The organism is Aphanothece sacrum FPU1, assembly GCF_003864295.1.
GTDB lineage: Bacteria > Cyanobacteriota > Cyanobacteriia > Cyanobacteriales > Microcystaceae > Aphanothece_B > Aphanothece_B sacrum.
On the sequence record NZ_BDQK01000002.1, the window covers coordinates 95,812 to 109,297 of the forward strand.

The window sequence follows — 13,486 nt, forward strand, 5'->3', positions numbered from 1 at the left end:
ATTAGTTACCTTCTAAGGAGACACCTATGTTACACCGCAAGATTTATCAACTCTGTACAGAGGGTCGAGAAATATGTCTTTTCTTGCGAGATCAGCAGCGTTGGATCGAGGCGGCGACCATCGTTTCCCTAGAAGGAGATTTAGTGACTATTCGTTACGAAACGGAAGAAGATGACGAAATTAGTTCCTGGGAAGAAATGGTACGACTCGAAAGTATCGGTGCTGTAAGTCAAAAACTAGCCTCTGTGTCCAGGTTTAACACAGATATTGCCGTTTCTGATGATTGTCCCGAAGCAGAACAAATTTACCCTCATTCTCCTGACTCTAATCAGGATTAAATTAACCGATTAATTGCTATATGCGGGCGGGTTTATCAAATATATTGCTTAAATAACCTAATTTTAGCGAAAAACCCGCCCCTACGAATTAATTGCTTATATGCGGACAGATTTATTTAATATATTGGTTAAATCACCTAATTTTGGTGGTAGTAACTGATAACTGATAACTGAAATGACCCCATCCCCCCACAAGATTTGTATTACCCTAGGAACCCGTCCCGAAGCCATTAAACTCGCTCCTGTGATTCAAAAATTTCGCTCTTGTCAGGAGTTCCAAACTCATGTGATCTTGACGGGACAACACAAGGAAATGGTAGAACAGGTGATGGATCTTTTTGGGTTAAAGGCAGATCGGGATCTCAAAATTATGCAGCCCCGTCAAACCCTTACAGAAATTACTTATCGTAGTTTACAAGGGTTAGAGGAGATTTTTCAAGATATACAACCCAAATTGGTGATAGTACAAGGCGATACTACTACCGCTTTTGCGGCCACATTAGCAGCATTTTATCAAAAAATTCCCATTGGCCATGTAGAAGCAGGGTTACGGACGGATAATATTTACAACCCCTATCCAGAAGAAGCGAACCGTCGTTTGATCTCTCAACTGACTCAACTCCATTTTGCCCCAACTCAACTAGCGTTAGAAAATTTACATCGTTCTGGGGTGACAGGGGAAGTCCATCTGACAGGAAATACTGTCATAGATGCTTTATTAAGCGTTGCTAAAAAACAGCCCGTTTGTGATGTTCCTGGATTAGACTGGAGTCAATACCGGGTACTTTTGGCAACAGTTCACCGACGAGAAAACTGGGGAGAACCTCTACAAGATATTCTCGCAGGTTTTAGTTTAATTTTAGACAAATTTCCCGATACTGCCTTATTATTGCCCATGCACCGTAACCCGACTGTGCGAGAACCTATACAAACTATCTTAGGAGAACATACTCGCGTATTCTTGACAGAACCGTTAGATTATGCTCAATTAGTCGGTGCTATTCAACGTTCTTATCTATTATTAACTGATTCGGGTGGACTTCAGGAGGAGGCCCCCAGTTTAGGTAAACCTGTTTTAGTTTTGCGGGAGACTACAGAACGTCCTGAAGCGATCGCGGCTGGAACTGCTAAATTAGTAGGAACCAATGTGGAGTCTATTGTCAGTGCTACGAGTGAGTTATTGAGTGATAAAATCGCTTATGAGCAGATGGCTAATGCAATCAACCCTTTTGGGGATGGGAAGGCTAGTGAGCGCATTTTAGAGATTGTACAGCGTTATTTAGGTAGGGATAATTCATGAATTATAGTTAAAATATTTAAGAGTTGGGTTAAGTCAATCTTGTCATTAAATCTTCAAAACTATAAGGACATTGATCCCGAAGGTTTAACTTATATTCACTTAAAACTAATCTTTTTGCTCTCTCGTATTCTTTGTCTATATCTATCTTATTTAAGAGAGTTTTTGTTAATCTTCTTTCAATTTCATCTTGAAAGTTATTAATTTCAGTTTTCCAGTGATTTCGAGGATAACTCTCAGGAGAATAGTCTAGTTTGAGTTTGTGTTCAATTAATCTTTTTAACCAACTACTGACAGCATGGAGTTGTTCTTTTCCTAAGTCTTCTATCTCCTCTTTTAAATTATCCCAATCAAGGGCTTTTATATTATGATCATTTAAAGCTTGAGCTTGTTGAATAGTCCACTCCACAAAGTCAGTTTCATAGAGATTAGTCATTTTAATTATCTCATGGGTTTGTGTTGTCTCATCAATAGAACTCATCAGTTAAACTCCTAATAAGTTATTTAATACCCGATCTGCTTTTATTGTATCAATTATCTACACCCTAAACCCAACCATGACACTAACTGTATATAACACCTTAACCCGTAAAAAAGAACCCTTTATCACCATTGAAACTGGCAAAGTGAGGATGTATTGTTGTGGTATTACGGTGTATGATTATTGTCATTTAGGACACGCACGGACTTGTATTGTCTGGGATGTGGTGCGTCGTTATTTACAATGGCGAGGCTATGAAGTTAAATATATTCAAAATTTCACCGATATTGACGATAAAATCTTAAATAGAGCCAGAAAAGAAGAAACTACTATGGAAGCCATCTCAGAACGGTTTATTGAGGCGTATTTTGAGGATATGGAACGTCTTAAAGTAAAACGGGCTGATGCTTATCCCCGTGCGACTCATAGTTTAGACGGAATTAAACGGTTAGTAGCCGAATTAGAGGAAAAAGGCTATGCTTATGGGTCTGATGGCGATGTTTACTATAGCGTGCGTCGTTTTAAAGACTATGGTAAACTATCAGGGCGAAAATTAGAGGATTTGCAAGCAGGAGCGAGCGGTAGAGTAGATTTAGCTGATACAGAGCCAATTAAGAAGAAAGATCCCTTTGATTTTGCCGTTTGGAAAGGGGCTAAACCTGGAGAACCTGCTTGGGAGTCCCCCTGGGGAAAAGGGCGGCCAGGATGGCATATTGAATGTTCTGCTATGGTACGAGAACGGTTAGGAGAAACTATTGATCTTCATGTGGGGGGGAGTGACCTAATTTTTCCCCATCATGAGAATGAAATTGCTCAGTCAGAAGCCGCTACTGGTCAACCTTTAGCCCGTTATTGGTTACATAATGGAATGGTTAAGGTTGGTGGGGAAAAAATGTCTAAATCTTTAGGAAATTTTACCACAATTCGGGACTTATTAGCTAAAATTGACCCGATGGCGGTACGATTATTTATTTTACAAGCTCATTATCGCAAACCTGTAGACTTTACAGATGAAGCATTAGAAGCGGCAACAAATGGCTGGCATACTATCAAAGAAGGGTTATTATTTGGTTATGAGTATGGTGCAAAATTAGGGTTTACTGTTTGTTCATCTTCCGAGACATTAACGCAAAGATTTCAAGAGGCAGTTGATGATGATTTTAACTTTGCGGAAGGGTTAGCGGTATTATTTGAAATTGCTAAAGAATTACGCAAAGAAGGCAATATTTTAGTTCATCAGGGACAGACAGAAACTGCACCTAAAATATTAGAAGAACAGTGGGTGACATTAGTAGACTTATGTCAAGTTTTAGGGTTAAAAACTGATAGTAATGAAGTCAAAGAAGAAGTAAGTAATGGGTTAAGTGATGAAGATATTGAAGGGTTAATTGAACAACGAAAAATGGCTCGTAAAAATAAAAATTATGCTGAGGGCGATCGCCTTCGGGATGAGTTAAAAGAGCAAGGAATTATTTTAGTTGATCAACCAGGAGGGGTGACAACTTGGCATCGAGGTTAAAAGAAATAATAGGGATTTTTTGCTAAAGGAATAAGACCATGAAGATTAAAATAAAAAATCTGGGTGTTTTTAAAGAAGCTGAATTTACCCTTGGTGACTTGACAATTATTTGTGGTCAAAATAATACTGGCAAAACTTATGCTACTTATGCACTTTTTGGCTTTTTATCTACTTGGAAGTCAATATTTTCTGTGGAAATTAACGATAATAAAATAGAAGAACTCTTAGCTAATGGTGTCACTCATATTGATATACAAGAATACGTTAAACAAGTAAATCAGATTGTTGCTAAAGGATGTAAAATTTATAGTAAAGAAATATCAAATATTTTTGCTGCAAAAGAAATACTATTTAAAGATGCAGAATTCTCTGTCACTCTGGACAATAAAGACATTCGTTTAAACACAATAATTAAACAGACAGTTGGTTCTGAAAATATATCTCTTTTTTCCATTTCTAATGAGGAAGCAATTACAGAATTAGTCGTTACTTTACTTGTTGATAAAAAAGAGGCAAAAATTCCTAGAGAGATTATTAAGCGTATGATAAATGATGGAATCAAAGATATTATTTTTAAGTATATTTTTTGCCGTCCTTTTATTGCTAGTGCAGAAAGAACTGGTGCTGCAATTTTTCGTAAAGAATTGAATTTTGCCCGTAATCGCTTGCTTGAAGAACTTGGCCAATCTGATCATAAATTTGATAGAGTTGAGCTTCTATTTAAAGAGTATCAAGATTATGCGCTGCCGATAAAAATCAACGTTGAATTTACTCGCAAACTTGAAAGTATAGTTAAGCAAAATAGTTTTATAACTGAAAAATATCCTGAAGTTTTAACAGATTTTGCAGATATTATCGGGGGTGAATATACAGTTACACGCAACGATGAATTATATTATGTACCGAAAGGGAAAAAAGTCAGACTTTCGATGGATGAGAGTTCTAGTGCTGTGCGTTCTTTACTAGATATTGGGTTTTATTTAAGACATGAAGCGCAACCTAATGATTTATTAATGGTAGATGAACCCGAATTAAATCTACACCCGGAAAATCAGCGACGGATGGCGCGACTTTTTGCTCGTTTAGTGAATCTTGGTATTAAGGTTTTTATTACTACTCACAGTGATTATATTGTCAAAGAATTGAACACTTTAATTATGCTGAATGGTGATAAACCTCACCTTAAACAAATTGAAGAAAAAGAAGGTTATCGGACTGAAGAACTTCTATCTTATGAAAAAGTTAAAGTCTATATTGCAGAAGAAGTATCAAAAAAACTCGATGGGAAAAGTAGAAAAAGTAAGTGTCATACTCTCACAGAAGCAAATATTAACCCAGAATTAGGAATTGAAGCGCGTAGCTTTGATATTACAATTAATGAGATGAACCGCATTCAGGAAGAAATTGTCTGGGGTTGCGAGTAATGTCTGATATTGCTATTCTTAAGGAAATAATCAAAACCTCGGCAACAGAAAGTATAGAAAATAATAATTATAATAAAAAGACAGTTATCCTTAAAGAATCTTCTAAAATTATATTAATTTAATTGGTTTTTTAGTACTGTATCTTTGACATTTTGTCAAATTTTAAGTTATGCAAAGTTAAAGGAGAAAGGGATACCTCTATGCTCTATCATCAAACCTAAAGTATGCCGAACAAGGATTAAAGTCAATATTAGGAGTAAATTCCAAAATGCTCAAAGGTTTAAAAATAGCGTTACAAGCAGACACGGGAAAATGGTTTTCTCGCTGCAATAACTGTCAGCAAACGGTGAATAACGTTTCTGATACCATAACAGTCCATATTGATAGTCCTGTCGCTAATCATCCCTATGCACATTTTGACGTGATTGACGTAGGTGGTGGTAAAATTGCGCTTAAGGCAGACACGGGTAAGTATGTAGCGCGGTGTAACGGTTGTATTGTTAATGGGGCCTATCCCGACTTCGTTACCGTTCATATTGATGATCCTTCTTTACCCTACGCCCAATTTACTCCTGAACGCTTAGCAAATGGTAAATACGCCTTAAAAGCAGATACAGGTAAGTATGTATCGCGTTGTAACGGTTGCTCTCCCACCTCTGCTTATCCCGATACTGTAACCATTCATGTTGACGACCCGAATAATGCACCTTGGGCCCAGTGGACAGTTAGTTATATTCCTTTTTCTTATTTAGAAAGGTATGACAGGATTCCTGCTGAGAATGTAGCGGATAAAGTTGCAGTTGTTAATCAAGGAGTGTGGACAGATTGGACAGGATTATTTAAAGAATTGAGAGCAAATCGCCCCATTTTTATCACACCAAAATTTACATTAGTTAGTTTATTTCCTGACGTGCAAGAAGTTTTATCTCGCTCAGAAGTATTTACGGTGAGAACTTTTGCGCCCAAAATGGACCCAGTTTTTGGACCTTGTATGTTGGCAAGAGATAACTCAGAATATAACTGGCGAGATAAGTCTGTTCTGAGAACCATGTTGCAATTGGAGGATTTACCAAGGGTGAGAAAAATGGCGGGAGAAATTGCTAAATCTGCTTTAGATAAAGCGACTCCCACCTCAAAAATTGAAGTGCTTCAGGACTTAGCTAAATTCGTTCCTATCAGACTTTGTGGCGACTATTTTGGCTTTCCTGGCCCTGATTTAGCCACCATGTATCGTTGGTCAAAAGCAACTCAAGACGATATGTTTAGAAATTTGACCAACGACCCTAAAATTCATGAAGCGTCGGTGCAAGCGGGTAATGAAATGCGTGCTTATCTGACTGAACTTCTCAAACAAAAAAAAGCGCAATCAGTTAATACTAATGCACCTGCCGATGTTTTTACGCGGTTTGCTACTACAAAATTTGCGAGTGATATTTCCTTTGATGAAAACAAAATCATCAGCCATATGATCATTTTGCTAGTTGGTAGCATAGAAGGTACTGGACAGGTAATAACTCAGGCGATCGAACAACTGCTTAAACGTCCTGAAGTTTTCCAAAAAGCCTTAGCCGCAGCTAAAGCTAACGATGACACAACTTTTGATAAGTATGTTTGGGAGTCCATTCGTTTTAATCCTTTTAGTCCCTTTCTGGTGCGTTTTTGTGAAGCTGATTATACTTTAGCGGCGGGAACCCCCAGAGAAACCCGTATACCTGCTAAAAGCGTCGTTTTAGCGGGTGTTGGTTCAGCTATGTTTGATCCTGGTGTAGTGAAAAATCCTGATCAGTTTTCTATCGACCGACCTAAGTATCACTATATGCACTTTGGTTATGGTAGTCATACCTGTGGTGGTGAACATATTGCCGGGGTTGTTGTTCCTGAAGTGGTCAAACAAATCATGCTACGGCCAGGCATAAGATTTCTACCTGGGGATGAAGGCAAAGTTCAATATCAAGGTTATATACCCACCCGTTTTGTGGTTGGTTACGACAAGTAAAATCATGTTTTTCCTCGTTAAAACCTAGATCCATTAAAGATCAATTTCACAGGATATTCTTATGCCAGATCAAGTAGAGCAAGTAAGAAAAACAATTGAAGAATATAATGAGGCATTTGCTAAGCTTAAACCTAGTATATTGTTTCCTTTTTATCATTATCCATCAATCCTCATTACCCAGGAAACAGCCGTAAGCATTAACAATAAATTAAAGCTGTGGATTGTTTTTACCAAGATTGTAGGTGATTTGAAGAAACAGAACTATGGCAAAAGTCAAACGAGTCCTCTAAACATCAAATTACTTAGTGATAATTTAGCAGTTGTTAGTGCTGTGGCTACTCGTTACACAAAAGATAATCAACTGCTAACCAGCTTTGGTTTTACTTACACAATGCGTAAAGTAGAGGATCGTTGGAAAATCATTGTTGGAACTATTCATGATGTAGATGCTGTTTCTTCCTGAAATCTAAATCCGTAGGGGTCAAAGTCCTTTGAACCCTACACATAAACGACTAAATCCATTAAATCCATTCACAAGGAGTCATGATTATGTCAGATAAAATTAACCAAATTGTCGGTGAATTTAAGCAAGTTTTAGGCATTAAAGTCGCCGATAGTGCATTAGGTAAAAAGAAAGCTGAAAAGGCAGCTAAAAAAAGTATTGTTCAACTCAAAGAACAGAAATTTAACAAACCCCTTGATCAATTATCAAAAGTCAAGGGAAAGCTGGTTTTTAGTGATAGTAATAAGCCCTTACACAATATTCAATTAGAATTGTGGGATCGGGATATTGGGACTCCTGGAGATTATTTAGGAACAGGTATTACTGATTATAATGGTCAGTTTACTATCTATTATGATCCTGCCAGTGCGGGGTTTCTAGACTTACCAGATTTAGAATTGAGACTGCTAGATAATCGGATTCATTTTGATAAAGAAAATCAACCAGTTTCTACCTATCGTATTGCTTACATTATCAAAGGGCCAGACAATGTAAAGCAAAAAGAATATGATTTAGGCACTTGTACTATTCCTTACTGGTTGTATAAACCTGATAGTCATTTTGCTCGTTTATTTTTCAGTGAATTAGAAGGCACACCGGATGATTATTCCGTTGGTCGTACCCTTGCCGGTTATGATGCAGCTAGTGGTTTAGTGCCAATTAAAGCTAAGCACGTTATCACTAATACACTACATCCTGATCAACCAAGTTTACCAGAAATTCAAGCGGCTTATCCTCCTAATTTGACCATGAAATTGGATCAAAAAACGCCAGGTTATAGCCGTAGTGATGAATACTTTGTTGATCGGATTATTAATGGGATGAACCCCTGTTTATTGAAGCGCAATAAAAGCAATCCTAATCTATTTAAGACTGCATTCATCTGGAATGACTACGAAAAAGATGATGACCACGACCTCAATAATGTGGAAGTCTTTTTTGAGTTAAAAGGAGATAAATTAGTCGCCACTTCGATAACAGTTCAAAGTCGTTATTCTGACTCTTATGCTCCTCATTCTCTCCTAAAAGCTCCCGTTACTTTTACCCCTAAAGATGGGGATAAATGGTCACAAGCAAAACGTATTTTTCGGACTAATAGTTTCTTTGCAGCAGAAATGATTGAGCATTATATTAAGGCTCATTTACAGATGGAACAATATACCATTGCTGCTTTCCGCAACTTACGCAAAAATCCTGTCCGTTTGATCTTATCTCCTCACGTAAAAAGTTTGGTTAATATTAATCAACGGGCTGATGAAGTATTAGTATCACCGACAATTGGTTTAGTGACAACTAATGGACCTTTAACCCCTGCTTCAGTGGTACAAATATGTAAAGAAAGTATTGCCACTTATGATTGGAAAGGTTGGAAACCCCGTCAACCTTTATGTGAAAGCCATACTTTTGCTAAGATAGCTAATCTTTACTGGCAGGTTTTAACTGAATACCTCGACATCTTTTTTGAAGATTATAAAGACGAAATCGTCAAAGAATGGGTAGAAATTCGTCGTTTATCTGATGATATTGTCGAACATAGTGTTGCTTATGAACCTCATATACCCTGTGGTTCTGCTCCTGATAGTGACTACGACTGGTATGATTACAATGAGCTTGATAAACCCGATATTCCCAGGGTGACAATTAATGGGAAAGTCAAGGCAACTCGACCAATTACTAATTCAGATCAACCCAATGAGACAGATATCCAAAATTTAAAAGAGTTTTGCCGTTATGTTGTCTTTGTTCTCACTTTCTGGCATTCTTGGGTCAATGATGCTCAGGCTAATGAAGGTGGAGAACTTTACTATAGTTCACTCGCTTTACGCAATGGAAGTTTTGGCAGTGAAAACGATCCAAATATTGCACCAAATATTTTAGAATCCACCAATCTAATCTATATGGTCAATGTTTTGACTGCTATTAAATATGGTTATATTCTCAAAAATGAGGATGACGATATTCCTGAAGAACTCAGAACAACTTTGGCAAGTTATAAAGATAAATTTGCTAGTTTGAACTACGATATTGGCAATATTCGAGCCTTGATCAATGTCTAGATTGTAGGGTGGGCAATGCCCACCCTACGATTTATTAGTAATCTTTAGGCAATGGGTTTCTTATCTATATTTTTTTCAATTCCTTTAAGATACAAACCCATATCGTGATCTTTGATACCATCAATACCCGGTTTGCCTAAATCTTCGATTGAGGCTTTGACTCTATCTTTAAATTCATTCCACCAACGGATATCAAAGTGAAGGATGTTGAGTGCGTCAATATACAAGAATGTTCCCATATGTTTATATCCAAAGGCACTGGGAGCAACACGAGTAACAATATCGTTGTTATGAACAAATCGGAAACTGCATGATTTGTATTTGAGATCAAAATTTTTGGCAAAGTTACTATCTCCGGTGCGAGGTTGCCCAAAGGTATATAATCCATGAACAGGTTTATTAAGATCAATCATTTTAGCTACACCTAATGTGGCTAAAGCCGCACCAAGACTATGACCTGTAAACCAAATAGTTTGCCCTTTAGTTTGAAACTCTTGAATCGTTTTGATTGTATCATCCCAAGCAAAATTAATAGCTTTTAAAAATCCACAATGAACTTTTCCTAAAGGATGAACTGTGAATTTCAGATTGACATCACTCATCACATCTTGCATTTTGCTGGGTTCTGTACCTCGAAAAGAGATAATAATTTTTTCATCATCTCCAGCAACAAAACATTGGGTTTCATTTATGTCGATAAAGCGACAATTGGGCATTTTCCAATCATTTTTTAAGGTATTTTCAACAACTTCCTTTGGTTTATAAGCAAGTTGGGCGGCTTTTCCTAATAGATAGGCATTCTTTCCGCTATATTTAGTTGCTAAGGGATCAAAATTTACATCTGTCATGGCTTTAGTATTAGTAAGGTGTGCTAGAAGCGACAATTTTTGCTATGACGAGGATTTAACAATCCGTCGTAACTCACCAATTTTAATGTGTCAATATTTGCTGTTAATTTCTAATTATACCGTATCAGTACCAGATTATCAAATTTGTGAGTTTAATTTGTTAACTCAAGGCTTGTATTTATGATTAGACTAGAGAGTATATTCATGTATTCTTGCCCTATGCCTGAAGTTATTAAAATCCCCATCGAACTCACCCGCTTCCAACTTCCTGTCGCAGTTCAAGATAGATTACACTGTTTACTAAATCAGCAAGATCAAGGAAATATTCTCTCTCGATCTGAACAACAAGAAGCCGAAGGATTAGTCGAATTAGCCGAATTTCTATCTCTGTTGCATTTACATTCTCAACGAGTAATGAAACAAGAGTAGATCACGACAGTGCCACAGTGTTAGCAATTCGGACAGAAGAAGCCTTTTTGGGTCGTCATCCCCCTCCCTAAAAAAATATATTTCCTCTTAACTTTTAAGTCAAATTATAACATTTTGACCCACACGTAAGAACAGTGGCCAATTAATTGTCATAATTTGGGTTGTCAATGACCACTTATTTGAGATCTCTGTCATTAAAGTTAATAAATTATCCTCACCATGAATTTTTATGTATTTTTGGGTGGCTGACCAAGTAGTGAAGTAACCAATTAATTGCTTTACTGTCCAATCATGAGTCATAGAATAATTTGGAGTAGGGATATCACTAAAAGGAAAAGAAATGGTTTGATATTGAGTATCGATGAGTTGTCTTTCTGGAGGCCAACAGGATTCTATCTGATCATAAAACTCCTGTAAAGCAACATTTAAGGAATCAGAAGCATGGGGAATTTCTAATAATCCATAACACCAGATAGCAATAATTCCTTTAGGTTTAAGAACTCGTTTAACTTCCCTGTAGAAGCTTTTACCTCTTAACAATAAACCCCTGGACACACTAAGTCTAGGGGTTTATTATTTAAGACATTAAGTGCATAACTCCAAGACTAAATGATCGAACAGCATCCGAACGCCTTTAGATGCTGTTTTTAGTCTTAACAACCTGATGGGTGTTCCTTTCCTTTGCGGGTCGTGCATCCACTCATAAAGGTCTTTTAAGACATCATTATTCCTTCTTCCTTTTGTGGTTTCAACTCTAGTAAATATCCATTGCCACAACGTCTTACGGCACAAGTCAGAACCAAACCTAACCTTTTTTTCTTGCTTCTTGCCGCTTGATGACTCAGTAGGCGCAACCCCTAACATTTTCTCAAATCTACGTCTTGATAAATACCTTTTAGTGTATTTATTCTTGCTGCGTTTGGTCGCTGGTTTAAAGACTACAATCGGCTTGTTATCTTCATCTAAGAAATTCTCAAACGGATAAATCTGACTGATTAAAATTGCTTGTTGTCTTTTTCCAAATCCAAACTTAATTAACACTTTTAGATAAGGTTTAAACCGTTCATGCTGCATTAATTCGGTTAACTCTTGCTCTATCTCAATTTCTTCTGATTGAAGGTCAATTAATCGTTTAGCGTGCTTTCTGACCGTATCAGTTAACCCTAACCCTATCGTCTTTTCGTATAAGTTATCGTACCGTTTCCAAGGTCTTAAACCCGCGAGCCATCGATAGAAAATAGGCACAGTATAACCGCTACGACGGATAGCTTGATGGCTAATTTCTGGGAATTGCCATGATAAATCTTGACGCATTCGATTGATAATCGGATTTTGTACCCGATTAAGATGCTCAAGTCTTAAACTTAATTCCCTAACTCGTTGAGTGACTTTATCTCGAATGATCAAGAATTTTTTAGGACGATCAATGTTACTTAATCCATAATGCGCGAGGGCAAAACTATCTGTCTCATCTTCCTTATCGGGTAAACCCAGATGATCTCGATGAGTCGCTAGGGCATTATGTCCTATAAGTCTAACCTCAATGCCGTGATCAATCAAAACCGTTGACCATATTTTAGAGTAATTAACTCCTGTAGGTTCTAAGACCGCGATATCTGGCTTGAGTGCGAGTAACGCTTTAACATCGGAGGAATTAGCCTCAAAATGATGATAAAGACTTCGATCTATATAAAATTGTCTAGGTTCGTTCGGCAGCACGTCAAGTAGACAACAGACTGCCGTTCCGTTGCCGATGTCCATACCAACGACTCTCATAGTTTTAATCAGGTGATAGTGAATTTTCCAAACACCCCAAACCAAAAGCCGATGAATCACCCAAAAGCCCGAACAAAAAGTGAGCCTATTTCCCTGTTACAGCCGTTTTAGCTCAAGCATGACTCAAGCTAACTGATTTGAGCATTCCGTTAAAACTGTCCGAGCCGACGAAGATGTAAAAGCCGAAGCCTGTTTCCTCCTTACAGCCCTAAAACAGTCCTAAACAGAAAGACGGGAAGGTTTGGAAGCTTCCCATGATGTCCCCAAAAGTTAGGGAACATTTCAACTGGTAGCTAACCAGTCTCATCAGATGGGAGAGCGATCGCACTCAACTTTATCAGTAAGTTTGTCCCTAGTGAATTGTTTCAAATTGTAACAATCACTTAGTTAGTAATTACTTATTGTTATTGATGTGAAACTTCATCAATTGTTCAATAACAATTTGACGTTCTTTGTCAGAAAAGATGCGAGGGGAACCATTTCTTAATTTAAGTCGTATAAATTCCCCATCATCGTTAACTTCTGCTATCTCAAAGGTGTTAATCATAGTGAAGCATTCCTTCTCTTTAACTGTGTAAGGAATTAGAACAAATTGAGGTATGGATAGATTAATATCAGTCATTTTGTGTTATCATCAAAATAGGTTTAAACAATTAAACGAAAGGACGTTTGAGTATCCCTCACTGTAACTTGCAAAATTAATTCAGTGAGGGATTTATTATTCCTTATGTCTCGTTAAATTCTTGGTTAAAGTACCCTTTTTAATCTCCTCATAGAAAGTTTTTAACTCCTCACAATTTTCGGTCAAAAATTCTGTAA

General features: G+C 37.3%; 13 protein-coding genes. 8 read left to right on the forward strand and 5 right to left on the reverse strand.

Annotated elements, in window-relative coordinates; genetic code table 11:
• Positions 1-26 precede the first annotated feature (26 nt).
• On the forward strand, positions 27-338 hold the full coding sequence (locus AsFPU1_RS04420; RefSeq protein WP_124975946.1) for a DUF6679 family protein: 312 nt from the start codon (positions 27-29) through the stop codon (positions 336-338).
• 175 nt (positions 339-513) lie between these two features.
• A complete protein-coding gene (gene wecB / locus AsFPU1_RS04425) occupies positions 514-1,638 on the forward strand; it encodes a non-hydrolyzing UDP-N-acetylglucosamine 2-epimerase (RefSeq protein ID WP_124975948.1) in 1,125 nt (374 codons plus the stop codon).
• Between the two features lie 28 nt (positions 1,639-1,666).
• Here the strand turns inward: wecB and AsFPU1_RS04430 are convergent, their stop codons facing one another.
• Entirely contained in the window at positions 1,667-2,116 is a 450-nt protein-coding gene (locus tag AsFPU1_RS04430; RefSeq protein ID WP_124975950.1) for a DUF29 domain-containing protein, read from the reverse strand.
• Positions 2,117-2,192: 76 nt separating this feature from the next.
• Between AsFPU1_RS04430 and cysS the strand changes: the two genes are divergently transcribed.
• The 5 genes from cysS (at position 2,193) to AsFPU1_RS04455 (ending at position 9,614) form a co-directional block, all read left to right on the forward strand.
• The gene (gene cysS, locus AsFPU1_RS04435; protein WP_124975952.1) at positions 2,193-3,635 is read left to right on the forward strand and encodes a cysteine--tRNA ligase; all 1,443 of its coding nucleotides are present in this window, start codon (positions 2,193-2,195) and stop codon (positions 3,633-3,635) included.
• Positions 3,636-3,673: 38 nt separating this feature from the next.
• Positions 3,674-5,059 carry an AAA family ATPase gene (locus AsFPU1_RS04440; protein ID WP_124975954.1) on the forward strand — a complete coding sequence of 462 codons (1,386 nt, stop codon included), beginning with the start codon at positions 3,674-3,676 and terminating at the stop codon, positions 5,057-5,059.
• Between the two features lie 268 nt (positions 5,060-5,327).
• Complete coding sequence (locus AsFPU1_RS04445) at positions 5,328-7,055, forward strand: cytochrome P450 (protein WP_124975956.1); 1,728 nt, start codon at positions 5,328-5,330, stop codon at positions 7,053-7,055.
• Positions 7,056-7,116: 61 nt separating this feature from the next.
• Complete coding sequence (locus AsFPU1_RS04450; protein WP_124975958.1) at positions 7,117-7,518, forward strand: DUF6841 family protein; 402 nt, start codon at positions 7,117-7,119, stop codon at positions 7,516-7,518.
• An 86-nt stretch (positions 7,519-7,604) separates the two neighbouring features.
• Positions 7,605-9,614, forward strand: a complete 2,010-nt coding sequence (locus AsFPU1_RS04455; protein ID WP_124975960.1) for a lipoxygenase family protein — start codon at positions 7,605-7,607, stop codon at positions 9,612-9,614.
• Positions 9,615-9,658: 44 nt separating this feature from the next.
• On the opposite strand, the gene AsFPU1_RS04460 is transcribed toward AsFPU1_RS04455, so the two are convergent.
• Positions 9,659-10,462: a lipase family protein gene (locus AsFPU1_RS04460; protein WP_124975962.1), complete on the reverse strand. Its 804-nt coding sequence runs from the start codon at positions 10,460-10,462 to the stop codon at positions 9,659-9,661.
• 204 nt (positions 10,463-10,666) lie between these two features.
• Between AsFPU1_RS04460 and AsFPU1_RS04465 the strand changes: the two genes are divergently transcribed.
• Positions 10,667-10,891 (forward strand): hypothetical protein, encoded by a 225-nt coding sequence (locus AsFPU1_RS04465; RefSeq protein WP_227873566.1) that lies wholly within the window; start codon positions 10,667-10,669, stop codon positions 10,889-10,891.
• Positions 10,892-10,990: 99 nt separating this feature from the next.
• Here AsFPU1_RS04465 and AsFPU1_RS04470 read toward each other — a convergent pair whose 3' ends face one another.
• From AsFPU1_RS04470 to AsFPU1_RS22455, 3 genes are all read right to left on the reverse strand, one after another.
• Positions 10,991-11,431, reverse strand: a complete 441-nt coding sequence (locus AsFPU1_RS04470; protein ID WP_124975964.1) for a hypothetical protein — start codon at positions 11,429-11,431, stop codon at positions 10,991-10,993.
• 45 nt (positions 11,432-11,476) lie between these two features.
• Positions 11,477-12,667, reverse strand: coding sequence for an IS110 family transposase (locus tag AsFPU1_RS04475; protein WP_124974448.1), 1,191 nt, complete (start codon positions 12,665-12,667; stop codon positions 11,477-11,479).
• A gap of 394 nt (positions 12,668-13,061) precedes the next feature.
• Positions 13,062-13,289, reverse strand: a complete 228-nt coding sequence (locus AsFPU1_RS22455; protein WP_124974450.1) for a hypothetical protein — start codon at positions 13,287-13,289, stop codon at positions 13,062-13,064.
• Between the last annotated feature and the right edge of the window lie 197 nt (positions 13,290-13,486).